The following is a 24,259-nucleotide window of genomic DNA, read 5'->3' on the forward strand; positions in this document are numbered from 1 at the left end:
CCGGGCCAGCCCCTTTGACGGCAGCATTTGACCTGATTCGGCAATTTTTTCATGCAGAGCAGGAGAAATCTTTCTGTATGGCGAATGGTAACGGTCGAGGTGAAACCGGGTGACAACTGTGAAAAGCAAGGTCACAATCAAAGGGACTAAAGACGGTCTCGTCTTCTTTATGGATGATGCCTGTTCCTTCGACGAGCTGCTGGAAGATGTGCGTGAAAAAATAGAGCACAGTCATCAGCAAATATTGTCGGGGCCACTCATACGGGTATCCATCAAATTGGGAAAACGCTACTGCTCGCCTGAACAGCAGGAGCAGTTGACACAAATTATCCGGCAAAAGGGAAACCTCGTGATTCATACGATTGAAGCGGATGTAATCACACGGGAGGAAGCTTTTGCTGAACGCTTGAAAAGCCAGTTTTCCATACAGGTAAACACCGTGCGCTCCGGTCAAGTGCTGGAGTTTGACGGCGATTTGCTCTTGTTGGGGGATGTCAATCCAGGGGGAACTGTTCGCAGTACAGGCAGCATATACGTGCTGGGAAATCTGCGCGGATACGCCCATGCAGGTATTTCCGGCGATACACAAGTCATCATTGCTGCTGCGGTAATGAGCCCGACCCAGCTTCGGATTGCCGATGTCATCAGCAAGCCTGGGGAGGAATGGACGAATCAGTCCGGAGGAACCGAGTTTGCCTATCTGGAAAATGAGACCATGCTCGTGGCAAAAATGAACTACCTGTCGCGAATACGCCCGGATCTTGGCTCGAAAAAGCGTGAGGGTTGAAGGGAAGAGGAGGAACGGACGTGGGTATTGGAATAGTCATCACTTCAGGAAAGGGCGGCGTGGGCAAGACGACCACATCCGCGAATTTGGGAACTGCGCTTGCATTGCTGGGCCAAAAGGTGTGCATGGTAGATACTGATATTGGCTTGCGCAATCTCGATGTCGTGATGGGACTTGAGAACCGGATCATTTACGATCTGGTGGACGTGGCGGAAGGGGCCTGCCGCCTGCCGCAAGCGCTGATTAAGGACAAGCGGTTTGAAAATCTGTCGCTTTTGCCAGCGGCGCAAACAAAAGACAAATCGGCAGTCTCTCCCGAACAGATGGAAGAAATCGTCACGCAGTTGAAGCGCGAGTTTGATTACGTCATCATCGACTGCCCGGCCGGGATCGAGCAAGGGTTCCGCAATGCCGTAGCAGGCGCCGATCAGGCTATCGTCGTCACGACTCCCGAAAAAGCGGCCGTGCGCGATGCCGATCGCATCATCGGTCTTTTGGAGCGGGAAAGAGTCGGGATGCCCAAGCTCGTTATCAACCGCGTGCGCTCCCATATGATGAAAAATGGCGACATGCTCGATGTGGAAGACATTTTGGATTTGCTTGCCATTGACTTGATCGGTGTCGTACCTGATGATGATTATGTGATCAAGTCCGCCAATCAAGGCGAGCCTGCGGTCATGAATCATGAATCGCGGGCATCGATTGCCTATCGCAATGTCGCGCGCCGTCTGCTCGGAGAAGCGGTTCCTCTGCAGCCGCTTGAGCAAAAGGGAGGCGTGCTTCACAAAATGCGTAAATTTTTTGGGCTAAAATAGGCTATACATGGCTCCCCTTCTGGTAAAGAGGGGAGTCACGTTTTCTAGGAGGAAAAACATGGACCTGGAAAAACGGCACGTAAAATCGATTGACTGGACCATCATCCTGATCCTGATTGGACTGTGCGCTTTCAGCTATCTGGGTATTTCGGGATCGGCCTCTGGACTGGAAATGGCGCAGCGGCAGGTGATATGGTATGTCTTCGGGTTTATCATCCTCATCGGAATCTTGCTGTTTGACTATCGACTTTTTTACAACCTATCCTACGTCCTGTACGTGTTTGGGCTGATTTTGCTGATCGGGGTCTTTCAGACAGAGGCTAGGAACAACGCTACCAGCTGGTATAATCTGGGGCCGATTTTGTTTCAGCCATCCGAACCGATGAAGCTGTTTACGATACTGGCTGTCGCCCGCTTCATGGCGAAAAAAGCGGAAGACCAGGATCGCTTCTACTATTTTTATCAGCTGATTCCGGTAGCGGCACTCGTGGGCGTGCCTTTGCTGCTCATTTTGCTTCAGCCTGACCTGGGAACAGCGATGGTTTATACGGGAATGCTCGCCACGATGCTGATCGTCGGCGGTATCCGCATGAAGCACGTATTGTACCTGGGCGGGATTATCGGCAGCTTTTTTGCCGGGATGACGCTGTTGTACGAATACAAGCAAGACATTTTTTTCAAGATCATCAAGCCGTACCAGTGGGACCGCATCGTCTTCTGGATGGACCCGGATCTGGAGCCGATGGGACGCGGCTTCCAGTTGAAGCAGGCATTGATCTCCATCGGCTCGGGGCAATTGTTCGGCAAGGGCATCAACACTCCGACGCAGGCGAGCTTTGGCTGGGTGCCTGTCGGGGAGAGTGACTTCATTTTCACGGTGATCGCGGAAAGGCTCGGCTTCGTTGGAGCCGGCGTGCTGATGATTCTGTTCTTCACCATGATCTACCGCATGATCCGCATCGCGATGGAAGCGAAAGACCCGTTCGGCTCGTACGTGGTTGCGGGTGTGGTCGGGATGCTCACCTTCCAGATATTTGAAAACATTGGCATGACGATTCAACTGATGCCGATCACCGGGATTCCGTTGCCGTTTATCAGCTATGGGGGCAGCTCGCTGATTACCAACTTTTTAATTATCGGCGTCGTCCTCAATATCGGCATGCGCAAAGACAAACTGAGGTTTGATTAAATGCGTGACAAATCGGAAATTATGTGATAAAATCATCCTAAGTTAACCATTTTTACAAGTTATAGTGGTTTGGATGATTGGTTATGGAGTCGTACAGTTGTGAGTGACGTCACCATTGGTCAATCGCAATTTGTTCGACTTTTTTCCTTGACGCAAAAGGCTTATCTGTAAAGGGGTTAACGCTACACTCTTTCGCCTCATGGGGCGTAATGTTCAGGGAGGTTTTGTTTCATGCAACAAGGTATCGTAAAATGGTTTAACGCGGAAAAAGGATACGGATTCATCCAAGTTGAAGGTGGAGACGATGTATTCGTACACTACAGCGCGATCCAGTCTGAAGGTTTCAAATCTCTGGACGAAGGTCAAAAAGTTGAGTTCGAAATCGTTCAAGGTAGCCGTGGACCACAAGCCGCTAGCGTAATCAAACTGTAAACTTCGACTGATTCAAAGGCAGTCTCTCAACGGGGAGACTGTCTTTTTTGCGTATTGGGGCGGTTTTTTGCAAGGGAAGGAGCGTTGGGAGCGGCGGCATAAAGCAGGCAGACAAGTCATAAAATGGAACAAAGGCTTGGCCTGCGGAGGGATGGACATGTTCGGTGGAACAAATCGTGTAAAAGAACGAAGACGGGAGCGACTGGAGCGAATCCGTACCCAATCACGAGACAGTTTCTCTCCCTACGTGGACGACTGGAAGGACCCGATCGAAGTGGAGCCTGAGCCGTTCGGGTTTTCCTTGAAGGAAAACAACGAAGGGATGCAGCCGCCGTCTCATGAAAAATGGGGGCTGCAAGTTTTCGCTTCCGTGCTTTTGCTGGGAGTGGCGTACTTGTTGTTCCAAACGTCTCTGATTCCAGCCAGTTGGAAGGATTCTGCGCGCGAGGTCATGACGCGGGATTTTAACTTCGCGGGTGTGGCAGCCTGGTACGAAGCCCGGTTCGGCCCGATTCCGACGATGTTGCCCCAGGTTCCGGGGCCAAGTGCCGTATCGGCGACCAGCACGGCAAAGGATGCAGCTGTCTGGCGGCTGCCTGCCAACTGGAAAGTGGTGAAAGCCTATGAAGCGTCAGATGCGAAAGTTGTGCTGGATACAGGAGTCGGCGAGCAGGTGAAAATCGGGGAGATGGGCTGGGTTTCCTACGTCGGGGAGCAGCCTGGCTTTGGAACGACCGTCATTGTGCGGCTGACAAAAGGACGGGAAGTGTGGCTTGGCAATCTGGACAGTGTCGGCGTGGCAAAAGACGAGGTGCTGTCGCCCGGACAGGTGATTGGAACGGCACAGGTGGTGAACGGAACAGAGCGGCATTTGTACTTCGCGGCGAAAACAGATGACCAGTTTGTCGATCCGCTGGAAGTGATTCCGTTTGAATAACGGCGGATGGCTGTACATACGCTTTCGCATTCATTTGCTCTTTTGGGCGGTAATCGGTGTGTCGGTATTCACCGGGCACTTTTTGGAAGTGATTACCCTGTTCGTGATCGTCCTCATTCACGAGCTGGGACATGTGGCGATGGCCCGCGAGCTGGGCTGGAGGGTGCAGGAGATCCAGCTGCTCCCTTTTGGCGGGGTGGCGACAGTGGAAAACAGCTACGCCACAGACCCGCTGGATGAGATGGCAGTGGCGCTTGCCGGGCCGTTTATGAACATGGTGATGATGGCAGCCTCGTACCTGTTTTGGTATACAGGGGTCTGGACGGAAGACTGGTCCCGGTTTTTTCTCGTCAGCAACGCGACGATCGCGCTTTTCAACCTGTTGCCGATTTGGCCGCTGGACGGCGGACGGATCGTGCTGGCGATGCTTTGCTGCTTCCTGTCCTATCGCCAGGCAGCTCTCGCCTCGCTTGCGGGCAGCACTTTGCTTGCGGGCGTCCTCGTCGGAGTGTCTGGTCTTGATCTGAAGCTCAATTTGCTCATTATCGGGCTATATTTGCTCGTGCTGAATATCCAGTCATTTTTGCGCTTTCCGTATCAGTTTTTTCGCTTTCTGGTGGAAAAGTACGGGCGCAGGCAGGAAGAATCGTCCGTCCATGCGATCCGCGTCCACCCGGAGGAGACGGTACTGGCAGTGTCCCATAAGCTGCGACGCGGCCGATCCCATCTTTTTTACGTGCAGGGAGCGGGACTTTTGGCAGAGGAACAGCTTCTGCACGCCTTGTTGTTTGAGCAAAAACACGATGCTGCAGTGGGCAAGCTCCTTTGACGTTTTTTCGGGAAGGGGCTATTCCACAAGCGAGCAGACGCGCCAGCTTCCTTTGTGCCACTTGTGCCGGGGAAGCTTTTTCTTTTGGCGAAATCCGCATTTTCGTGGCAGACGATTCCTGGCGACATCGCGCCTTCCCTTTTCCGGTAGCCTATGATAGATTACTTGCTGGGAGTCCGGCCATTTTTCAGGTGTCGGAAAAGGACGGGAATACGGAGTGTGAGTGCGATGAGACAATTGGCAATGAGCGGCAAGGGCGGGGTGCGGATCGCTTATCTTGCGGATGGGCAGTTGATCGAGTGGCGGACGCAGGAGACAGGCGGTCACGTCAGCGCTGGGGATCTGTACTATGGACGTATCGCGGATGTAAAGCCGGGTATTCAATCCGCTTTTGTTGATATTGGGTGCGGGCAAAACGCTTACTTGTATGTAGACGACACGCTGCCAGCGGGCAAGGACAAAGCAAGCATTTCCGAACGCGTGCAGGCGGGCCAGTATGTCATCTGTCAGGTCATCAAGGAAGGGGCAGAACTCAAGGCGCCCAAAATTTCATTGAAAATCAGCCTGCAAGGACGCTACCTCGTGTACCTGCCAATGGAGGAAGGCTTGTCTTTGTCGCGAAAAATTGACGGGCCAGAGGAGCGGCAGCGGCTTAAGCAGATCATCTCGCCGCTTCTCGGAAGCAAGGAAGGAGCGATTGTGCGGACGGAAGCGGCTGGCGTGGACGGCGAGGATCTTGCGCGCGAGCTTGCCTATTTGCGCAAGCGCTGGGAGAATGTGTGCCAGCAGGTGGAGGCAAGGAAGTCGCCCGGTCGGCTCGACAGCGATCTGGACGTGGTCGAAGCGGCGCTGCGCGAGGCGCTGGCAGAAGGGCTTGACGAAGTGGTAGTGGAGGATGCCGCTACCTATCAGCAAGTAAAGGCAGCGCTGGCGGTGTTCGCTTCGGATGCGCAAAATCTGCTGCGAAAATATACGGGCAAAGAGCCGCTGTTCGACGCGCTGGGCGTGGAGGCCAAGCTGCAACGGGCTCTCCAGCGCGAGGTGCCGCTGGCAAACGGCGGCTATCTCGTGATGGACAGGACAGAGGCCATGACCGTGATCGATGTGAATACCGGGTCGTTTACCGGAGGGGGCGGCCAGCAAAGGGAGCAGGCCGTCACCGCAACCAATCTGGAGGCGGCAAAGGAAATCGCCAGACAGCTGCGGCTGCGCGACATCGGAGGTATCGTCGTCATTGATTTTATCGACATGAAGGAGCCGGCCAATAAAGAAAAGGTGCTGACGATGCTGAAAAAAGAGCTGGCCAGGGATCGGGTCCCGGCAACGGTGCATGGCATGACGGCGCTTGGACTGGTCGAACTGACGCGAAAACGGGTGAGGGCAAGTCTGGCCGAGCGGCTGACGGAGCCTTGTGCAGCGTGCGAGGGACGGGGACGAGTTTTGCGTGCAGACGAAAGTATTCACCGTTTGCAAAACGAGCTTGCCGCGCTTGCCCGTTCGCAGCAGGCAGAGGCGGCTGTCGTGGAGCTTTCTGCCAGACTTTTTCCGCTCGTGGACGACGGGGCAAAAGCGGCGGCAAACGGTTGGCCGCTCCGCGTTTTCAAGCGCGAGGAACCACGGCTGGCCCCGGACGGTTACCGGATCACCTATGCGGGAAGCGCGGCGGAAGCCAAGCGCTTGTCCGAAAACAATCGGAATATGACTTGACTGGGCGATTGCGGCTATGATAAGCTAATGTTTGTCATGCAGCTATGTCTTGTGCATACTGTAACCGCACGAATCGGGTACATAAGTCGCCGCCAGACGGCGCACCTGTAGAGGCGAGTCTGAGTATAGGAGGTGCACACAGTGTACGCAATTATCGAAACCGGTGGAAAGCAATACAAAGTAGAAGAGGGTTCCGTTCTCTTCATCGAGAAATTGGCTGGCAACGAAGGAGAAGTTGTTACTTTTGACAAAGTTCTCTTCGTAAGCAAAGACGGCAAAATTACTGCAGGAACTCCTACAGTAGCTGGTGCTACGGTAACTGGTAAAGTAGAAAAACACGGTAAAGGCGCAAAAATTATCGTGTACAAATACAAAGCCAAGAAAAACTACCGTCGCAAACAAGGTCACCGTCAACCGTTCACCAAAGTTGTGATCGAAAAGATCAACGCTTAATTTTGGTGATCTGCTATGATCGAAGTGATCGTGAGCCGTGCGCAGCACGGTATCCATGAAATTAGTATTTCCGGACATGCCAATGCAGGTGCCTATGGGGAGGATATCGTTTGTTCTGCCGTATCAGGCATCAGCTTTGGCATATTAAACAGCGTGCAGCCGCTGACGGGACTGACACCGCAAGTTTCAGTCGCCCAGGAAGGCGGCGGCTTTCTGAAGTGGACGCTCGCTTCCTCGGAAGCGGCGGACATACAGGAAAAGCAGCAGCTTTTGGCTGAAAGCATGGTCATCGCCCTGCTATCGGTTGCAGCGCAGTACGGGAAATACGTAAAAGTGAATGACCATAAATGGCAGGGAGGTGTCTGATATGAACATGCTGTTTAATTTGGACCTTCAGTTTTTCGCATCGAAAAAAGGGGTAGGTTCCACAAAGAACGGACGCGATTCCATTTCCAAGCGTCTGGGCGTGAAACGCGGTGACGGTCAATTCGTTACTGCCGGAAACATCCTCGTTCGCCAACGCGGAACGAAGATTTACCCAGGTGCGAACGTAATGAGAGGCGGAGACGACACTCTGTTTGCAACTGCAGATGGTATTGTTCGTTTCAAACGTCTGGGTCGTGATCGCAAGCAAGTTGTGATCGAGCCAGTTGCTTCCGAAGCGTAAATATTTGTTGAAGGAAAGCCTAGCATCCTAGAATCGATGCTGGGTTTTCTTTTGCTTTTCGGGCATTCGGAGTGCAAGGGAGCAGGCTGCTTTCAAAATAGTTGGACATAGCCAAGTTTTCTCATTGTCCCGGCTTCTTTTATGATACAATAGTTAGGAAAGAAATTCTTATTGACTTGGGTGAAAGTGATGGGGGACGAGCGGAGACTGCTTACGCATCAGACAGACCAGCTGTTGGCAGTGCTGAACCGACAGCGGCATGACTGGTTGAACCACGTTCAGGTTCTGCTCGGCTATTTGCATATGAACCGTACTGAGCAGGGAGAGGCGCACTTGAAGCGTATCGCGCAGATGGCGATGCAGGAATCCATGGTCGCACGTCTGAACAACTCCCTGTTGTCCGTCTTCTTCTTGACATTCAATGCGCTGAACAAGGAGATGCTTTTGGAAGTAGACGTGTGCAATGATGTGGATCTCACGCGAATAGCATTGGGTGAGCAGGACTTGTTTCAGTTGGTGTCGGGGATATTGTGCACAGTGAACGATCATGTCGACCAAAATGGCTATGAGCCAGCCAGCATGCAGGTAAGCTTGCGGGCGGATCAACGAGGTGTTCATTTCCGTTTTGACCTGGCCGGAGAGCTGAATGCATCCGGAATGGAGAAATTGGAAAAGCTGATACGGGATAGCGAACAAAGTACGGTGGAGGTCACCGAGTGGATACAGACAGAAGACGAATGGGTGCTGGACTTGCTGGTTCCATTCGCGGAATGAAAGAGGTGACACCATGTTTGTCGATCAGGTAAAAGTGTATGTAAAAGGCGGAGACGGTGGGAACGGAGCCGTTTCCTTTCGCAGAGAGAAGTACGTGCCGCTTGGCGGTCCTGCAGGCGGTGATGGCGGAAAAGGCGGCGATGTCGTGTTTGAGGTTGACGAAGGATTGCGCACGCTCGTAGACTTCCGCTATCAACGACATTTCAAGGCGCCGCGCGGAGAGCACGGACGCAACAAGTCGCAGCACGGAGCCGGGGCGGAAGATTTGATCGTCCGCGTACCGCCGGGCACGACTGTCATTGATGACGACACAAAAGAAGTCATCGCCGATCTTGTGGAGCACGGCCAGCGCGCCGTAATTGCCAAAGGCGGACGTGGCGGACGGGGAAATATCCGTTTTGCCAATGCGTCCAATCCCGCGCCACATATCTCGGAGAACGGAGAACCGGGCCAGGAGCGTTACATCGTCCTGGAGCTGAAGCTGATTGCCGATGTCGGGCTGGTTGGTTATCCGAGTGTTGGAAAATCGACGCTGCTCTCCAGTGTGACAGGGGCGAAGCCAAAAATCGCGGCGTACCATTTTACGACGCTCACGCCAAATCTCGGTGTCGTGGATTTGGGCGAGCAGAGCTTTGTCATGGCTGACTTGCCGGGACTGATTGAAGGCGCGCACGAAGGTGTAGGGCTTGGACACCAGTTTCTGCGCCACGTAGAGCGGACCCGCCTGATTATTCACGTCATTGACATGGCAGGGGTGGATGGTCGCGATCCGTACGAGGATTACTTGCAGATCAACCGCGAGTTGAAGCTGTACAACCTGAAGCTGGAGGAGCGTCCGCAAATTATCGCAGCGAACAAGATGGACCTGCCGGAAGCGGCGGAAAACTTGCGGCGCTTCAAAGAAAAAGTGCCGGATGCAAAAGTGTTCGAGATTTCGGCAGCGACCAGACAAGGCGTACAGGAGCTGATGTACGCAGTGGGTGAAATGCTCTCGACCATTCCGGACAAGCCGACAGTCGAGGAAGTCGAGGCAGTGGAAGAACGCGTGGTGTTCCGGGCGGAAAAAGAGCCAGAGCCATTTGAGATCAGCCGCGAAAACGATGTGTTCGTGGTCAGCGGTGAGAAAATTGAAAAGCTGGTGCGTATGACAAACCTCAACAGCTACGACGCGGCTCAGCGCTTCGCGAGACAGATGCGCAGCATGGGTGTGGACGAGGCATTGCGCAAGCACGGTGCAAAAGACGGGGATACCGTTCGTATTGGCAATTTAGAGTTTGATTTTGTGGAGTGACAAACAAAATGACTGATACCCCATCCCTTACCCCTTTTATGGCGGACAAACGCCTCCAACGCGGTGCTTCTTTGCCGATGATGGTCTCAAGACAGGTCAAAACGCCCATTCAAGCAATGGTAGAGTACGTCAAAAACAATTATCTCGTTGTCTCTCTTGAGATGAAGGCAGAAGCGAGAGCCGAATTGCTCGGATCAACGGTACGTGTTCGGTGGGAATCGGATGCGGCTATTAACACGATTGATCTGGAAGTCATTACAGAAAAAATAGTATGGCCAATCAAGTTGTTGGCGATGGTTCCGATTAGCGTCGGCGTCGAGATTGCGCCAGGCCACAAGCAGGAGCCCATCTCCCCGGGAGTCAACATCCGGGTTCCGTACAAGGTGATGGGAGCAAGACCGATCGAGGAAAAAGGAGAGGCTGTGCTGCTGAAGATTTCACCTACACGGCTGATCCTTGGTACAGAAGGCTACGTGGCCAAGGGAGAGTTTCTCCACCTCTCGTTCACGGTGCCGTCAACCGGCCAGGAAGTCGTCATGATGGCAAAAATTGTAGAGAAAGCCTTCGATGACAAACAGACCGTGATCGAGTTGATTTTTACGGACATCAATGAAAAACATCATCAAGCCATCAAAGATTATTATAAAAAACTCACGTCTGCCGCTTCTTCTTAAGAAGCGGTTTTTTTCCTTTGCTGTTCCTGTGAAGAAAGTATATAGTAGAGTACATAGAGTTCTGAATCGAGCCTGTTCACCTGGTGAATTTTTGTGTACGCTTTCCTGAATATCTCTTTGTGAAATTCTGCACTTTTTTATCATTTCGTGCTGTTGTACACTTCACTTTGTGAAAAATATTACAAGCACACATGCTTTGCGGTATTTTGGGAGAATAGCGGCCGTTACTTGTATGAACAGGCATCGAGAAGGAAGGCCTCTATTCCAAAGCAAAGGAGGACGTTTTTCTATGTCTCAAACAACCACGCAACAAGCTCATGCGGAAGTAGCAAGCACAGCTACCCTGGCGCCTGAGCAGCCAATGGATGTACTCGATCAGTTGATGAAACCGGAAATTCAAGAATCCCTGAATGTATTGGTGGCAAACCTGCCAAAACTGGCCGAGATGACAACTATCCTCACCAAAACGTACGATCTGGTACAAACCGTAGCCAACGACCAGGTGCTCATCAATGACATCAAGGGCGGCATGGAAGAGTTCGTAAAACCGATCTCTGACAAGGCAAAAGGCATCGCACAAGCGGCAATCGAGGCAAACGACCGCGCGCACGCGGAGGTATCCACTGTCGGTTTGTTCGGCATTCTCAAAATGCTGAAAGACCCGCAAGTGCAAAAAACATTGCGTTTCGCACAGGCATTCCTGGAAGTTTTGGCAGAGCGCGAGCAGCAAAAACGCTAATTACGATAACCTACGAGAGACAAGGACGGAGGATTGGGCATGGCGAAGCATATTCTCATTTTGGGCGGCGGCTACGGCGGATTGCTGTCCGCTTTGACTGCACGTAAATACATGACGGCTGAAGAAGCGACCATCACGCTTGTGAACCGTTTCCCTACTCACCAGATCATCACGGAGCTGCACCGTTTGGCAGTAGGAAACCTGTCCGAGCAAAACGTGGCACTGCCGCTGGAAAGACTGCTGCGCGGCAAAGAGATTAACCTCGTGATTGATACTGTGGAAAAAATCGGCCTCGAATCGCAGCGTGTGACGCTGGCAAGCGGCGAGTACATCAAATACGATGCGCTTGTTATCGCATTGGGCAGCGAGACGGCATTCTTCGGCATTCCTGGCCTGCAAGAGTACAGCTTCACTCTGAAATCCGTGGAGGAAGCAAACCGTCTGCGTGCGCACCTCGAAGAGCGCGTGGCAGAATACAGCAAGAGCAAAAACAAGGCGGATGCTACCTTTGTGGTTGGCGGTGGCGGTCTGACCGGGATCGAGCTGGTTGGCGAGTTCGCCGACATGCTGCCGGACCTGTGCCGCAAATACGGCGTAGACTTTGCAGACCTGTCCATCTACTGCGTGGAGGCAGGGCCATCCATCCTCGCAGGCTTTGCCTCTGACCTGGTAGAGCGTGCGAAAACAAGTCTGGAAAAACGCGGCGTTCAGTTCCTGACCGGCGTTCCGGTAACGGAAATGAAAGAAACGACGGTATGCCTGAAAGACGGCAGCACCATCGAAACCAAAACAATGGTTTGGACTGGCGGTGTACAAGGCAACCGCGTAGTTGCAGAGTGCGGTATTGAAGTAAACCGTGGCCGTGCAACAGTAAACGAATTCCTGCAATCCACTTCTCATCCGGAAGTATTCCTCGCTGGCGACAGCGCGGTTGTGATGGGGCCAGAAGGCCGTCCATACCCGCCGACTGCCCAACTGGCATGGCAAATGGGCGAACTGGTGGGCTACAACCTGTTCGCGCACTTCAAGGGCACCAAAATGGATACGTTCAAGCCGGTATTCTCCGGTACGCTGGGCAGCCTGGGCCGCAAAGACGCCATCGGAACCATCGGCGCAAGCCAGTTGAAGCTGAAAGGCTTGCCGGCAACCTTGATGAAGGAAGCGAGCAACATCCGCTACCTGACTCATATCAACGGTCTGTCCTCGCTGGCCTACTAATTCATACGAGTAACACGCACAAACCCGGGATCTCGCATCCCGGGTTTTTTCACGTGCTCGCGCGATTATTTGTTGCCGCTCGGATCTTCGACGATGTTCGGGGATTGTGCCATTTTTTTGCCGCGCAGATCAGCGCCAAACTGATCCAGGCTGCTCGGCTTCCCGGCCGGGTGATTGTTGCGGCGCTCAGATTTGTCGGACTTTCCGCGTCCTGCCATCTGTCTTTCACCTCCTCTTCCTCCAACCGCTTTTAGTGTGCGCGAAGGGGGGCAAGCTCATGTAACGAGAGTGAACCGAACAGGGTTCGTTGAAAAAAGTTGGCCGTCAAGGATTGTCACAGCGAACAGTATCCGTTATAATGTCCTCTATGTAGAAACAACTGTTTTTCTCAGGAGGACATGAAGGTGAAACGGGAAGAGAAGTTCTACTTGATACGATCAGACATCTTACCAGAATCCATCGTCAAGACGATCGAAGCGAAAAAGCTGCTGGAGTCCGGCGAAGTGGACACCGTGAATGAAGCTGTGGAGCGGGTAGGACTGAGCCGGAGTGCTTTTTACAAATACAAGGACGGTATCTTTCCCTTCAATGCCATGATGAGCGAGAAGATCATGACGATCACGTTTTCGCTGGAGCACATGTCCGGCTACTTGTCCAAGGTGCTCACGTATGTGGCCGAGCAAGGCGGCAACGTGCTTACGATCAATCAGACGATTCCGTTGCAAGGGATTGCCAACATTTCCATGTCTGTCGATATGGCCAACCTGCGCGTATCCAGCACGGAATTTCTGGAAAGTCTGCAAGAAATACCCGGCGTTCGCAAAGCGATGATCGTCGGCAGAGGGTAAAAGATTGGGTAGGAGGAGAGAAAAAATGGAGAAGCAAAGCATCAAGCTGGGATTAATGGGGTTTGGCACGGTAGGGACAGGGGTTGTCCGCATCATCCAGGCGCATCAGGACGATTTGCAAAAGCAGACGGGTCTGGGAATTGAGATTGCGAAAATTCTCGTACAGGACGCAGAAAAATCGCGCCATATCAGCTCCATGAACAGTCTTTTGACGACAGACCCTGCTGAGCTTCTGGATAATCCGGACATTGAAGTGATCGTCGAAGTGATCGGCGGCATCCATCCGGCCAAGGAGTACATTCTCGCGGCACTGGAGCGCGGCAAGCACGTGGTGACAGCCAACAAGGACCTGATGGCGCTGCATGGGGCAGAAATTTTGAACAAGGCACAGGAAAAAGGCTGCGACGTCTTTTACGAAGCGAGCGTTGCAGGCGGCATTCCGATCCTGCGCGCGCTGGTGGAAGGCTTTTCCTCCGACCGCATCACCAAAATGATGGGCATCGTCAACGGGACGACCAACTACATCCTGAGCAAAATGAGTCAGGAGGGAGCCGACTACAGCGACGTTTTGAAAGAGGCGCAAGCATTGGGATATGCGGAAGCGAATCCGACCTCCGATGTCGAAGGCTTCGATGCGGCCCGCAAAATGGCGATTCTGGCTACACTCGGCTTCCGCGTACCGATGAAGCTCGAAGATGTGGACGTCAAAGGAATCAGCTCTGTCAGCAAGGAGGACATCGCCTACGGCAAGCAGTTGGGCTATGAAATCAAGCTTTTGGGCCTGGCAAGACGCGATGGTGAAGCGATCGAGGTAAGCGTGCAGCCGACCATGGTGCCAAAATCGCATCCGCTGGCTTCTGTCAACGGCGTGTTCAACGCGGTGTACGTTCACGGCGAAGCGGTTGGCGAGACGATGTTCTACGGGCCGGGGGCAGGTGAGCTTCCGACAGCAACGGCAGTTGTGTCTGACCTTGTGACCGTCGTGAAAAACAGAAAGCTGGGGGTAAACGGACGCGGCATGGTTGCTCCATACAAGGAAAAAATTCTCAAGGACGACAGTGAAAAGCTGTCCAAGTATTTCCTGCGAATCGTCGTGACAGACAAGCGCGGCGTTTTGGCGCAGATCACCCAGCTTTTGGCTGACAAAAACATTTCCCTGGAGCAGGTCATCCAGCAGCCGTACAATAATGGCGAGGCGGAAATCATCATGGTGACGCACCTGTCCGCAAAGAGCGACATGGATGGAGTCATTGCCTACATGGAACAAATGGACATCGTGTCCAAAATTGAAAGCTGCTACCGGGTAGAAGGGGGAGACAAATAATGAGTTCGGATCGACAATCTGGCATTATCGCACGCTATCGGGAGTTTCTTCCGGTAACGGACAAGACACCGCTTATCAGCCTGCACGAAGGAAACACACCGTTGATTCACGCGCCAAACCTGTCCAGACAGCTTGGCGTTGAGCTATACGTGAAATACGAGGGACTGAACCCGACAGGCTCGTTCAAGGACAGGGGCATGGTGATGGCTGTCGCCAAGGCAGTAGAGGAAGGCAGCAAAACGATCATGTGCGCTTCCACCGGCAACACGTCGGCTGCTGCCGCTGCTTATGCTGCACGCTCCGGCCTGCGCTGCATCGTGCTGATTCCGAGCGGCAACATCGCTCTCGGCAAGCTGGCGCAAGCGATCGCGTACGGCGCGGAAGTGATCGCCATCGACGGCAACTTCGACGAGGCGCTGAACATCGTGCGCGAAATTACGGCGAAAGAGCCGATTACGCTCGTCAATTCCGTCAATCCGTACCGGATCGAAGGGCAAAAGACAGGAGCGTTCGAGATATGCGACGCCTTGGCTGACGCACCGGACATTTTGGCGATTCCCGTTGGCAACGCCGGAAACATCACCGCTTACTGGAAAGGTTTCAAAGAGTACAAGGAAGCGGGCAAATCCAGCCGCCTGCCGCACATGTACGGCTTCCAGGCAGCGGGTGCCGCGCCTCTCGTGCTCGGACAACCTGTTCCCAACCCGGAGACGATTGCAACGGCAATCCGCATCGGCAACCCAGCGAGCAAGGATGGCGCTCTGAATGCCATCGCCGAATCGAACGGACTCGTCGACAGCGTGACAGACGAAGAGATCATGCAGGCGTACCAGCTTTTGGCGAAAAACGAGGGCGTCTTCTGCGAGCCGGCATCTGCTGCGTCGCTGGCGGGCATCATCAAGCTGCATCAGGCAGGAAAGCTTCCACAAGGCGTCAAGGTAGCTTGCGTCTTGACCGGAAATGGCCTGAAAGACCCGAACATCGCCCTGAAGCTCGTAGGCGAAGAGCCGCGTACGGTGCCTGCGACACATGAAGCGGTCATGCAACTGGTTCGCCAAAGCGGGAGCGAAGTCGTATCATGAGCGGGCAGCGCGTAAAAGTGACGATTCCCGCAAGCACAGCCAATCTGGGGCCGGGCTTCGATGCTTTGGGAATGGCTTTTCAACTGTATTCGGTCGTGGAAATGGAAATCAGTGAGCGGACAACCGTCGAGCTGGTGGGAAAAGAGCTGGAAGGGATCCCGAAAGACAAAAGCAATCTGTTGTATCAAGTAGCTGCGGACCTGTTTGCAGAAGCCGGGCTGGCCGTTCCGGAACTGGCGATACGGGCTTCGAGCGACGCTCCCTTGACGCGCGGGCTGGGCAGCAGTGCCGCGGCGATTGTCGGAGCGCTGGTGGCAGCGAATCAGCTTGCCGGGGAGCCGTTTACCCGCGATGAACTGTTCGCGAAGGCAACTGCAATGGAGGGACACCCTGACAATGTAGGAGCTTCGATGTTTGGCGGCATCATCGTGGCAACCATGCCGGAAAAAGCGGGAGAGCCTGTCCCGTATGTTCGCTTCTCTCCACCCGCCGGGCTGCAAACGCTCGTCGTCATCCCGGATTTCATGCTGGAAACGCAAAAAGCGCGCAACGTCCTGCCGCAGGTGTACAGCAAAGAAGATGTTGTATATAATGTGGGACATAGCAGTTTGCTCGTAGCCGCATTGGCACAAGGCAGACTCGACCTGATGGGACGGGCGATGTCCGATCGGCTGCACCAGCCGTATCGCGCTAAACTTGTACCTGGCTTGAAGGAAATCCTGGACAACGCGACTGAGCACGGTGCCGTAGGCGCTGCTTTGAGCGGCGCGGGTCCGACGATTCTTTGCTTCTTTTCGGGCGCAGAAGAGGAGAGACAACTGCGCGCATTCGTGGACAGCGTGATGAAAGGACATGGCATTACATACCGTGTCATGATTTTGCAGCCGGACGAAAATGGCGTACAAGTAGAGATCCATCAGAGATAGAAAATAGTGGATAGGAGAACGCCATGGAGAAGAAACTTGCTTTTCTTGGACCTCGCGGAACGTTTACGGAAGAGGCGGCTCGGTCTTTGACGCAAGGCCAGCCGATCTCGCTCGTTCCGTACCCGAGCATTATTGATGTGCTGAACGCCGTTTCCAACAAGGAAGTGGCATTCGGAGTTGTGCCGATGGAAAATTCCATCGAGGGAACCGTCAATTCCACTCTGGATTGGCTCATTCACGAAGTCGACTTGCCGATCATGGCCGAGCTGGCACTGCCGATTACGCAAAACTTGCTGGTGGCAAAAAGAGAGCAGCCATTGCCTTTGTCTGCCATTACGAAAGTTTTGTCGCATCCGCAAGCGATCGCGCAAAGCCACAACTTTTTACGGGAAAACTTGCCGCATGCCCAGATCGAGTATGTGAACAGCACGGCGCTGGCAGCGAAAATCGTGAGCGAGCATCCCGAAGAGCCGTGGGCTGCTGTCGGTACCAGACTGAACGTGGAGATTTATCCGCTGGAATTCGCCCGCGAGCAAATTCAAGATTATTCGAATAACTACACCCGCTTTGTGCTCGTCGGCCAGGAGCCGATTGCGCTGCAGCCGTCTGCGCGTGAAAAGACAACGATTCTCGTCACGCTGCCGGAAGACTTCCCGGGGGCGCTGTACCAGGTGCTGGCGGCGTTTGCCTGGAGAAAAGTCAACCTGTCGCGGATTGAATCCCGCCCGACGAAAAAAGCATTGGGAAGCTACTACTTTGTTATTGATATTGAGCAAAAGATGGATGATGTCCTGCTGCCGGGAGCCTTTGCCGAGATTGAAGCAATCGGCTGTCAGGTGCGCCAGCTGGGAACGTATCCGTTTTATATGCAAGGAGCCAATTGTTAGAAATTGGCTTTTTTCTTTTTTCTCCCCCTGTCAAGAAGGCCAAGGCGTAAAGGAGCAAAACGCCCATGGGTGCATACCATGGTAGGGAGTTTTTACGCAAGGGAGGAGAACCATTGAGGATTCACATCGTACAAAAAGGCGAGAGCATGTGGAAAATCGCCAAAAAATACGGCGTCGATTACAAGGAATTGCTGCGTTTGAACAGCCAAATCAAAACTCCCGATACGCTCTATCCCGGAGCGAGAATCAAAATTCCGGCAAAGCGCGTGCCTGTCAGGCCACAACCGCGGACAACGCCTCACCCGATGAGCGAGGCGGCTCCATTTGTAAAAGAACGGCCAATGACTGAGCCGAAGTTGGATGACGTGCCGCTGCAGATTGAGCGGCGTCCGATTGAGCCGGAAGAACAAGAGGAAGAGGTGCGGATTGAGTCGGAAACCAAGCCAACAGTGAGTCCGGAGGTTCCGCAAACGCCGAAAGCGAAGGAAATGCCCCCGGCTTCGCCAGCTCCGTCTGTGTCGCCAGAGATGCTCCAGCCAACGCCAACACCGGTTCCAACACTAACCCCAACACAGACTCCCGAACCAATGCCGGAGGAGGAGGAGGACGACGTTTCCCCAACGCCATCTGGACCGAATATCAACCTGGGGCCGCAGAGGCCGCCAGCGCCAACGACGCCAGCCCGGCCTACGCTACCGCCTGTGCAGCCAACGCAGGTAAGCCCGTACATGTACCAGCCTCCCAGCCCGCCGAACATCACGATGCCGAACATACCGCCGCTGCCGCCTGCACAGATTATGCCGCTTCAGCCGCAGACACCGCCAGCGATCCATTGTCCGCCATGCCCGCCTGTTCAGGCTCAGCCAAACGTACCACCAGCACAAGTAAGTCCGTTTTCAACGATGCCGCCAGCACAGATGCGCCCTATGCAGCCGCTGCCGCCACAGCAGGTACGCCCCATGCCGATGCCAACGCGGCCACCGCAGCAGCAAGTGCGTCCGCTGACACCTGCGCCACAGCTTCGCCCGTGCCCGCCTGTTCGGCCATGCCCTCCATGCCCTCCATGCGCCGCTCCGCGAATGCCTGTGCCGCAGCAGCCGGGAAGACAGCTGGTCAGTCCGCAGCAGATGGGACCGCAGCAAATGGGACCGGAGCAAAGGCGTAGACCGTTTCCAGGGCAAGAGCAGCCGATGTTTCCTTACAGGCCGTTTACAAGCCCGGGACAGATGATGGCGCCGTTTCCAGGCATGATGCCGTACGGTATGCCGCCAATGCGTCCAATGCCGTTGCCAATGCCGCTGTATCCGATGCCGCCGATGCATCCATCCATGCTCATGCCGTATCCGCCAAGACCGCCGCGTCTGAAAATGCCTGTTTGCCCTGAACCAGTGGAGTCTTCCTCATCATGTGAGTGTTCCTCGGCCAGCCCCGCGTTCAGAAAGCGCAGACGCGTGAAAAGCAGTCGTTGTCCGCAGCCGTTTCATGGCAACAAGAAATTTCCGCCTACCCAGTGCGTTGTATCCATGCCCGAACAAGGCGCATGGCCAAACTGGGGAGACGGGCTCGATGAATCGTCTTCGTACTGAGAGGGACGGTTATGAACAAAGGACTCATACCAGCGATTGAAAAAGCTTTTCGTTGTGAGGTGTACGGGGTAAAGCCGAAGAGGAACGTCAATCTGCTCAAAACAGACCAGGGACACTGGATCATCAAAGGGTATAAGCATTTGGAAAAAGCAGTATGGGTCACGGAGTTAGCCGATGCCTTGAGGCAAAAGGGCTTTGTCCGCACGGTGCACTACGTCTCCGATGTGGAGGGCGGCAAAATTTTGCCTTACGAAAATCGTTACTACACGATCATGAAGCTGATCGACGGTGTGGAAGCCGACAACGCTTCCCTATATGATGTGAAAAAGACAGCGGAGACATTGGCTCGTTTTCATGTCGCGGCGCAAGGCTTCCCGGTCCCGCATTCGTTTGCGTACGAAGAAAAGCCGAATTTGCTGGATAAGTGGGAGAGCCGACTGGAATACTTCGAGCGCCTGACATGGATGATCGAGCAAAACGGCCCGCAAAACAAGCTGGAGCAAATCATTGCGCATTCGGCCGAAGAGGTGCTGCGCGACGGTCAGCAACTGTTGCAGTCTGCCTACAAGCTGCCGTTGATGCCGGAAATGTACATGGCCATGGAGAGAGGCACGCTGGCGCATCGAGACGTCGCGAGCCACAACTTTTTGCTCACCCAGCGAGGGAACTGCTATCTCATCGACCTGGATACGGTCGGGCACGACATCCAGCTCGTCGATCTCGTCCAGCTGATGTCGCGCATGCTGCTGATGCAGGACTATCGCATGGAATCGTTCGTGGAAGCCATGGAAGCGTACAGCAACATCAATTATTTGAGCGACACGCAAATATGGACCGTTCATCAACTGCTCCGTTACCCCGACAATTTTTTGCGCGAGGTGACAGGACTGTACAGCAGACGACCAGGCTACCATATGCGCGGCGTCCTGCAGCTTGTGATGCTAGAGGGAAAACTTGCGCGAAACCGGCAAAAGTTTTTGGACGACGGGGAGCGCATCTTCCAGCGCTCGCCGTGGGGAGAATATCATTTTGTCGGGTAAACGATACGAAGAAAAAAACATCCCTCGAACAAATGAGGGATGTTTGTCTTAAAGAGGTCAGGCTTACTTGGAAGCTGGCTTGGACAGGTCGATGGCGAACTTGGCAAAGCCGGATTCCAGTTGGCCGATGAATTTCAGGTTTGGCATTTTTTCGGCAAAAGGCTTCGCGTCAGGCGAAGAAGTGAAGGTTACGTTCACTTTCGCGTCAATCGGTGCAAACGTCCAGTTGTTGTCTGCTGCCGGGTTGATGTCTTTTTGGCTCAGGATGTAGTCGATCACGACTTGGCGGTTTTCATCCGGAGAATCGATGACGATGTTTTTGCCGTCCAAACCAGGGAAGTTGCCGCCGCCGCCTGCGCGGTAGTTGTTGGTTACGACGAGGAACTTGTCTTCCGGTTTGACTGGCTTGCCATTGTAGGACAGTTTTTTGATCCGGTTTGCGTCTTTGTTTTCCAGTTTGCCGTCGATAGCGTATCTGGATGGCTGTGTCACGTCGATTTGGTAGGTTACACCATCAATGACGTCAAAGTTATAAGTCGGGAAGGCTTCGTTAATAAGCGGTTGCTCTTCCGTTTTCTTCACATCGATCTGGTTGAATTGACCCGCAGAGCGCTCCAGCCATTCTTTCAACTGGGAACCGTCAATCAGGACAGCCTTCAGCGTGTTTGGATAGATGTACAGGTCAGACACGTTTTTGATCGCGATAGTGCCTGCAGGGATGTTGGTGTAGTACGATGCGCCGTTGCGGCCGCCTGCCTTGAATGGAGCTCCTGCGGACAGAACCGGAATGCCTTCGTATTCTGTACCTTTAATGTTTTTCTCGACAAACCATTTTTGTGCGTTGGTTACGATCTGGATGGATGGGTCATCTTGCACCAGCGCGAAGTAGCTGAAGATTGGGGAAGAGGTTTTCCCTACAGCGGAGCGTACCCATTCCACGGTGTGATCGTGCTCTTCCTTGACGGCATCGAGAACCGCCTGGTCTGCCTCTACCAGGGGAGCTTTCTTTGTGCTGTCGTAGATCGGAATCGTTTTGGTAACTGACTCAACCACTTTCCATTTGCCGTTTTCCTGCTTCAAGGTCAGGTCGATCACGCCAAGGTTGTTGCCCCAGTAGCCAGGCATGACAGCCGGCTTGCCGTTGATCGTTCCTTTTTCGCTGTCAACGCCAGGGATGTTCTCGAAGCCAGGTCCAGGGAATACGAGGTGGGAGTGGCCGAACAGAATTGCGTCAATGCCCTCTACCTTGCTCAGTTGGTAGCTCGCGTTTTCCAGGTTTGCTGCCGGTTCAACCGGGCCGATGCCGGAGTGTGGAACCGCAACGATGATGTCGGCACCTTTTTGCTTCATTTCAGGGATGAACTTTTTCGCGCTTTCCACGATGTCTTTTGCGATGACTTTGCCTTCCAGATTCGTTTTGTCCCACTGCATGATTTGCGGAGGAACGAAGCCGATCACGCCGACTTTCAGGGTCACTTCTTTTCCGCTCTCGTCCTTGAACTTGCGCTCCAGGATTTGATATGGAGTGAACATGTTTTTGTCGTTGTCCGGATTGTTGTCTTGGTCGTCAATGTAGACGTTGGAGTTGATGTAAGGGAATTTTGCGCCTTTCAGGCTGCGATTCAGATGCTCCAGACCGAAGTTGAACTCGTGGTTCCCGATGTTGCCAAGGTCGTAGTTCAACAGGTTCATTGCTTTGTAAACCGGGTGGGTTTCACCGTCTTGCAGCGGATCGATTTTCGCTACGTAGTCGCCCAGCGGGTTTCCCTGGATCAGGTCGCCGTTGTCGATGAGAATGCTGTTTTTCGCTTCTTCTCTCGCTTTTTTAATCAGGGTAGCGGTTTTGGCGAAGCCGAATTCATCGGTGGATTTGTCTTGATAGTAGTCGTAGTTTACGATGTTGGTGTGAATATCGGTTGTCTCAAGCAAGCGGAGCTTCAAGGTAGAGCCGGTTTCGGCGCTCACGGGGGTAAGCGGGAAAGCAAGGGCGCTGACAATTAGGGACGTGCTGAGAAGAAAAGCAGCCAGCGTCTGTTTGTTTGACTTTTTCATTTCAGATTAACCTCCAATAAGTTCGCATAAAAGTACAAGCAAAAATATTTTATCACTAGAATGTGTAGATTGGTAGATAAATGCAGGTCAAGATTATTAAATTTTATCTATTGACAAAAAAGAAAGAATGGTATAAATATTCACCTATTTTCTCGCGATAAATTTCTCGCCAATTACGAATCCTTGCGAGATTCACGTATGTCCCCCTTCAAACATGGCAAAACTAGGAAAAAAGGCTTGAGAAGGGGTTCATCAAACCATGCGAAAAAAATGGATGGTGTACGCATCGTGGAGTGCGGCACTTCTCACAGGGATCGTATTGGGTATCCTGCTGACAGGCAGTGGGAGCAAGGAAAACGGTCTGCTCCGACTGCTGCATACAGACTTCGGCAAGACGGCCGTGGTGGCAGGAAAGCCGTATGAGCTGGTGCTCACGCGCAGCTATTTGTGCGGCGTCCGGGATGAAGAACGGCAACCGATTGCTGCCGGGCATTTGCCGGAAGCGATGGGAGATTACAAAGGCTGGGAGATTGTGTCGGCCGATCCGAGCAAAATGATTTTACTGAAAAGGGAGCAGGACATTTCTCCTGCATGCAAGGAGAACGGACATTTTGGCTTGTCGGCGGACGGGATGCTGACACTGTTTCACGGGCTGCCTGCCGAGCAGGACGTCATCCAGACGTTTTACCGGATCAACACGGCGAAAATGGAAGCGAGCCTGCCAAAAGAGCAGTTGGAAAGCTTGAAGCGGGGCATCCGCATTCGCAATCTGGCAGAGTACAACAGCGTGCTGTCGACGTACGGAGAGTTTCAACTGGATGATGAATAAAAAGAGAGTGAGACAAAAAGCCGGCGATCCTGCAAGGAGGATGGTCGGCTTTTTCTCTGCTGTCGTGCTTCGTTACAAGTCTATGGCGATAATCTGCCACCTGTCCCACGGCGTGGCGCGGCGCAGCACAAACGTCCACTCTTCATTCCTTTCGCTGTTGTCATGGGTGAAATAGGTGAGGTGGACGTGGACTTCCGAAAGCAACGGTCCCCGTTCGTCAGAGGGAATAATGATCTCACTCTTGCGGACGGATGCCACGTTGGAAAGCCGGGCAGGCAGCGTGAAGCCGTCTGTGGTCATTTGTACAACATGATTGTCCTGTTCGTGGAGAGCCGTGAGAAAATACCCTACCAGTTCCTCCGCCGTCGCACCGATCATCGCCGTGGCCAGCGAGCCGGACGCTTTTTGGATCATCAGGCTGTGGCTGGGGTCGGGTTCCTTGCGTCTGTGAGTCGAGCTTCCGAAAAAGTGGATGCAAAAATGGCCGGGAAAATCATTGCCCGCAATCGCTCCTGCACCGTGCGGCATGCCGTGCATGGAAGCGGCAAAATACACGCCATTGACCTCGACGAGAATCGCCCTGCGCTTCCAGCTCCATTTGCCCTGGTAAATCTTTTTCATCGTCTGCGTATCCGTGCGCGTCAGCGGCTGCACATCGGCGTGTCTGCTGCCTGCACGGCGCTGGACGTGGAACCGCTCGCCTGTCTCCAGGTCAATGACGGTGGCGTACTCCATGCGGCCGAAGATGTTTTTGACCTGCTCCCACGGAATCGCTTTTGCGTAATGAACGCTCTCCACCTGCGCGACAAATTCCTCGATTCGTTGCTGTACATCAGTCGGCAAAAGGTATTGCAGCGGCTTGTCGCTCGCAAACAACTTCCCGTCGTGATCGTACACAAACTCGCGCTGGTTGACAGTCAATGTGGCCCGAACCCAGTGAGGATGCACGAACGCTGCCACCTTTTTTGCGGCAAACAGCCGTTTGACGAATGAAGGCTGGGTATGAAAGCTCAGCGTAGAGCGAAAAGCCGAGGCTGGCGAGACCGAGACAGAGACGGTGACTTTTTCTTTGCCCTTCGCCTGGGCGGGCTGCTCCGGGCAGAAGGTGGCGAGAAGAAGAATGGCAAGCAGGAAAGCGGTCAGCAAGCGTCTCACCAGATCAGCACCTCCCTC

26 protein-coding genes and 1 other annotated feature are annotated in these 24,259 nt (G+C 53.6%); of the genes, 23 read left to right on the forward strand and 3 right to left on the reverse strand.

Going from position 1 to position 24,259, the window contains the following annotated elements:
- The first annotated feature begins 109 nt into the window (after window positions 1-109).
- The 15 genes from minC (at window position 110) to EDM57_RS17230 (ending at window position 12,512) form a co-directional block, all read left to right on the forward strand.
- Entirely contained in the window at window positions 110-787 is a 678-nt protein-coding gene (minC, locus tag EDM57_RS17160; protein ID WP_122905913.1) for a septum site-determining protein MinC, read from the forward strand.
- 20 nt (window positions 788-807) lie between these two features.
- Window positions 808-1,602 carry a septum site-determining protein MinD gene (gene minD / locus EDM57_RS17165; protein WP_122905914.1) on the forward strand — a complete coding sequence of 265 codons (795 nt, stop codon included), beginning with the start codon at window positions 808-810 and terminating at the stop codon, window positions 1,600-1,602.
- Window positions 1,603-1,660: 58 nt separating this feature from the next.
- The gene (rodA, locus tag EDM57_RS17170) at window positions 1,661-2,791 is read left to right on the forward strand and encodes a rod shape-determining protein RodA (RefSeq protein WP_122905915.1); all 1,131 of its coding nucleotides are present in this window, start codon (window positions 1,661-1,663) and stop codon (window positions 2,789-2,791) included.
- A 231-nt stretch (window positions 2,792-3,022) separates the two neighbouring features.
- Window positions 3,023-3,223, forward strand: a complete 201-nt coding sequence (locus EDM57_RS17175) for a cold-shock protein (RefSeq protein WP_122905916.1) — start codon at window positions 3,023-3,025, stop codon at window positions 3,221-3,223.
- Between the two features lie 157 nt (window positions 3,224-3,380).
- Window positions 3,381-4,160, forward strand: coding sequence for a M23 family metallopeptidase (locus tag EDM57_RS17180; RefSeq protein WP_122905917.1), 780 nt, complete (start codon window positions 3,381-3,383; stop codon window positions 4,158-4,160).
- A complete protein-coding gene (locus EDM57_RS17185; protein WP_122905918.1) occupies window positions 4,153-4,989 on the forward strand; it encodes a M50 family metallopeptidase in 837 nt (278 codons plus the stop codon). The genes EDM57_RS17180 and EDM57_RS17185 overlap by 8 nt, the downstream gene beginning before the upstream one ends.
- Before the next feature lie 228 nt (window positions 4,990-5,217).
- The gene (locus EDM57_RS17190) at window positions 5,218-6,696 is read left to right on the forward strand and encodes an Rne/Rng family ribonuclease (RefSeq protein WP_122905919.1); all 1,479 of its coding nucleotides are present in this window, start codon (window positions 5,218-5,220) and stop codon (window positions 6,694-6,696) included.
- Between the two features lie 52 nt (window positions 6,697-6,748).
- Window positions 6,749-6,827, forward strand: a sequence feature (ribosomal protein L21 leader region).
- A gap of 10 nt (window positions 6,828-6,837) precedes the next feature.
- Window positions 6,838-7,149, forward strand: coding sequence for a 50S ribosomal protein L21 (gene rplU, locus EDM57_RS17195; RefSeq protein ID WP_122905920.1), 312 nt, complete (start codon window positions 6,838-6,840; stop codon window positions 7,147-7,149).
- A 15-nt stretch (window positions 7,150-7,164) separates the two neighbouring features.
- Window positions 7,165-7,515 (forward strand): ribosomal-processing cysteine protease Prp, encoded by a 351-nt coding sequence (locus EDM57_RS17200; RefSeq protein ID WP_122905921.1) that lies wholly within the window; start codon window positions 7,165-7,167, stop codon window positions 7,513-7,515.
- Window positions 7,516-7,522: 7 nt separating this feature from the next.
- The gene (rpmA, locus tag EDM57_RS17205) at window positions 7,523-7,816 is read left to right on the forward strand and encodes a 50S ribosomal protein L27 (RefSeq protein ID WP_122905984.1); all 294 of its coding nucleotides are present in this window, start codon (window positions 7,523-7,525) and stop codon (window positions 7,814-7,816) included.
- 180 nt (window positions 7,817-7,996) lie between these two features.
- Window positions 7,997-8,590 (forward strand): Spo0B C-terminal domain-containing protein, encoded by a 594-nt coding sequence (locus tag EDM57_RS17210; protein WP_246005839.1) that lies wholly within the window; start codon window positions 7,997-7,999, stop codon window positions 8,588-8,590.
- A 13-nt stretch (window positions 8,591-8,603) separates the two neighbouring features.
- Window positions 8,604-9,881, forward strand: coding sequence for a GTPase ObgE (obgE, locus tag EDM57_RS17215; protein ID WP_122905922.1), 1,278 nt, complete (start codon window positions 8,604-8,606; stop codon window positions 9,879-9,881).
- Between the two features lie 8 nt (window positions 9,882-9,889).
- On the forward strand, window positions 9,890-10,555 hold the full coding sequence (locus EDM57_RS17220) for a PilZ domain-containing protein (RefSeq protein ID WP_122905923.1): 666 nt from the start codon (window positions 9,890-9,892) through the stop codon (window positions 10,553-10,555).
- Between the two features lie 289 nt (window positions 10,556-10,844).
- The gene (locus EDM57_RS17225) at window positions 10,845-11,294 is read left to right on the forward strand and encodes a DUF1641 domain-containing protein (protein WP_122905924.1); all 450 of its coding nucleotides are present in this window, start codon (window positions 10,845-10,847) and stop codon (window positions 11,292-11,294) included.
- A 39-nt stretch (window positions 11,295-11,333) separates the two neighbouring features.
- Window positions 11,334-12,512, forward strand: coding sequence for an NAD(P)/FAD-dependent oxidoreductase (locus EDM57_RS17230; RefSeq protein ID WP_122905925.1), 1,179 nt, complete (start codon window positions 11,334-11,336; stop codon window positions 12,510-12,512).
- A 65-nt stretch (window positions 12,513-12,577) separates the two neighbouring features.
- Here the strand turns inward: EDM57_RS17230 and EDM57_RS23415 are convergent, their stop codons facing one another.
- A complete protein-coding gene (locus tag EDM57_RS23415; RefSeq protein ID WP_007782400.1) occupies window positions 12,578-12,730 on the reverse strand; it encodes a hypothetical protein in 153 nt (50 codons plus the stop codon).
- A gap of 186 nt (window positions 12,731-12,916) precedes the next feature.
- Here EDM57_RS23415 and EDM57_RS17235 point away from each other — a divergent pair, with 186 nt between their 5' ends.
- The 7 genes from EDM57_RS17235 to EDM57_RS17265 all read left to right on the forward strand — a co-directional run bounded on the left by EDM57_RS17235 (window position 12,917) and on the right by EDM57_RS17265 (window position 20,205).
- Window positions 12,917-13,360 carry an ACT domain-containing protein gene (locus EDM57_RS17235; RefSeq protein WP_122905926.1) on the forward strand — a complete coding sequence of 148 codons (444 nt, stop codon included), beginning with the start codon at window positions 12,917-12,919 and terminating at the stop codon, window positions 13,358-13,360.
- A 25-nt stretch (window positions 13,361-13,385) separates the two neighbouring features.
- Window positions 13,386-14,684, forward strand: coding sequence for a homoserine dehydrogenase (locus tag EDM57_RS17240; RefSeq protein WP_122905927.1), 1,299 nt, complete (start codon window positions 13,386-13,388; stop codon window positions 14,682-14,684).
- Entirely contained in the window at window positions 14,684-15,766 is a 1,083-nt protein-coding gene (gene thrC, locus EDM57_RS17245; RefSeq protein WP_122905928.1) for a threonine synthase, read from the forward strand. Before EDM57_RS17240 ends, thrC begins: the two co-directional genes overlap by 1 nt.
- Complete coding sequence (thrB, locus tag EDM57_RS17250; protein ID WP_122905929.1) at window positions 15,763-16,692, forward strand: homoserine kinase; 930 nt, start codon at window positions 15,763-15,765, stop codon at window positions 16,690-16,692. Before thrC ends, thrB begins: the two co-directional genes overlap by 4 nt.
- Before the next feature lie 23 nt (window positions 16,693-16,715).
- Complete coding sequence (gene pheA / locus EDM57_RS17255) at window positions 16,716-17,579, forward strand: prephenate dehydratase (protein WP_122905930.1); 864 nt, start codon at window positions 16,716-16,718, stop codon at window positions 17,577-17,579.
- A gap of 113 nt (window positions 17,580-17,692) precedes the next feature.
- A complete protein-coding gene (locus EDM57_RS17260; RefSeq protein ID WP_122905931.1) occupies window positions 17,693-19,165 on the forward strand; it encodes a LysM peptidoglycan-binding domain-containing protein in 1,473 nt (490 codons plus the stop codon).
- A gap of 11 nt (window positions 19,166-19,176) precedes the next feature.
- Window positions 19,177-20,205: a phosphotransferase gene (locus EDM57_RS17265; protein WP_122905932.1), complete on the forward strand. Its 1,029-nt coding sequence runs from the start codon at window positions 19,177-19,179 to the stop codon at window positions 20,203-20,205.
- 63 nt (window positions 20,206-20,268) lie between these two features.
- Here the strand turns inward: EDM57_RS17265 and EDM57_RS17270 are convergent, their stop codons facing one another.
- Entirely contained in the window at window positions 20,269-22,257 is a 1,989-nt protein-coding gene (locus EDM57_RS17270; protein ID WP_122905933.1) for a bifunctional 2',3'-cyclic-nucleotide 2'-phosphodiesterase/3'-nucleotidase, read from the reverse strand.
- A 259-nt stretch (window positions 22,258-22,516) separates the two neighbouring features.
- On the opposite strand from EDM57_RS17270, the gene EDM57_RS17275 reads away from it, so the two are divergent.
- Window positions 22,517-23,086 (forward strand): BofC C-terminal domain-containing protein, encoded by a 570-nt coding sequence (locus tag EDM57_RS17275; RefSeq protein WP_122905934.1) that lies wholly within the window; start codon window positions 22,517-22,519, stop codon window positions 23,084-23,086.
- A 72-nt stretch (window positions 23,087-23,158) separates the two neighbouring features.
- On the opposite strand, the gene EDM57_RS17280 is transcribed toward EDM57_RS17275, so the two are convergent.
- Entirely contained in the window at window positions 23,159-24,241 is a 1,083-nt protein-coding gene (locus EDM57_RS17280) for a hypothetical protein (protein WP_122905935.1), read from the reverse strand.
- Window positions 24,242-24,259 lie beyond the last annotated feature (18 nt).

The organism is Brevibacillus gelatini, from assembly GCF_003710935.1.
GTDB classification, from domain to species: domain Bacteria; phylum Bacillota; class Bacilli; order Brevibacillales; family Brevibacillaceae; genus Brevibacillus; species Brevibacillus gelatini.

What these genes read in the sequence shown, in the direction of transcription:
- EDM57_RS17270 (WP_122905933.1), bottom strand. Translation starts at nt 22,257, where the DNA reads ATGAAAAAGTCAAACAAACAGACGCTGGCTGCTTTTCTTCTCAGCACG.
- rpmA (WP_122905984.1), top strand. Translation starts at nt 7,523, where the DNA reads ATGCTGTTTAATTTGGACCTTCAGTTTTTCGCATCGAAAAAAGGGGTA.
- EDM57_RS17275 (WP_122905934.1), top strand. Translation starts at nt 22,517, where the DNA reads ATGCGAAAAAAATGGATGGTGTACGCATCGTGGAGTGCGGCACTTCTC.
- pheA (WP_122905930.1), top strand. Translation starts at nt 16,716, where the DNA reads ATGGAGAAGAAACTTGCTTTTCTTGGACCTCGCGGAACGTTTACGGAA.
- EDM57_RS17190 (WP_122905919.1), top strand. Translation starts at nt 5,218, where the DNA reads ATGAGACAATTGGCAATGAGCGGCAAGGGCGGGGTGCGGATCGCTTAT.
- obgE (WP_122905922.1), top strand. Translation starts at nt 8,604, where the DNA reads ATGTTTGTCGATCAGGTAAAAGTGTATGTAAAAGGCGGAGACGGTGGG.
- thrC (WP_122905928.1), top strand. Translation starts at nt 14,684, where the DNA reads ATGAGTTCGGATCGACAATCTGGCATTATCGCACGCTATCGGGAGTTT.
- EDM57_RS17220 (WP_122905923.1), top strand. Translation starts at nt 9,890, where the DNA reads ATGACTGATACCCCATCCCTTACCCCTTTTATGGCGGACAAACGCCTC.
- EDM57_RS17240 (WP_122905927.1), top strand. Translation starts at nt 13,386, where the DNA reads ATGGAGAAGCAAAGCATCAAGCTGGGATTAATGGGGTTTGGCACGGTA.
- EDM57_RS17230 (WP_122905925.1), top strand. Translation starts at nt 11,334, where the DNA reads ATGGCGAAGCATATTCTCATTTTGGGCGGCGGCTACGGCGGATTGCTG.
- EDM57_RS23415 (WP_007782400.1), bottom strand. Translation starts at nt 12,730, where the DNA reads ATGGCAGGACGCGGAAAGTCCGACAAATCTGAGCGCCGCAACAATCAC.
- EDM57_RS17175 (WP_122905916.1), top strand. Translation starts at nt 3,023, where the DNA reads ATGCAACAAGGTATCGTAAAATGGTTTAACGCGGAAAAAGGATACGGA.
- EDM57_RS17200 (WP_122905921.1), top strand. Translation starts at nt 7,165, where the DNA reads ATGATCGAAGTGATCGTGAGCCGTGCGCAGCACGGTATCCATGAAATT.
- EDM57_RS17180 (WP_122905917.1), top strand. Translation starts at nt 3,381, where the DNA reads ATGTTCGGTGGAACAAATCGTGTAAAAGAACGAAGACGGGAGCGACTG.
- thrB (WP_122905929.1), top strand. Translation starts at nt 15,763, where the DNA reads ATGAGCGGGCAGCGCGTAAAAGTGACGATTCCCGCAAGCACAGCCAAT.
- EDM57_RS17265 (WP_122905932.1), top strand. Translation starts at nt 19,177, where the DNA reads ATGAACAAAGGACTCATACCAGCGATTGAAAAAGCTTTTCGTTGTGAG.
- EDM57_RS17225 (WP_122905924.1), top strand. Translation starts at nt 10,845, where the DNA reads ATGTCTCAAACAACCACGCAACAAGCTCATGCGGAAGTAGCAAGCACA.
- rodA (WP_122905915.1), top strand. Translation starts at nt 1,661, where the DNA reads ATGGACCTGGAAAAACGGCACGTAAAATCGATTGACTGGACCATCATC.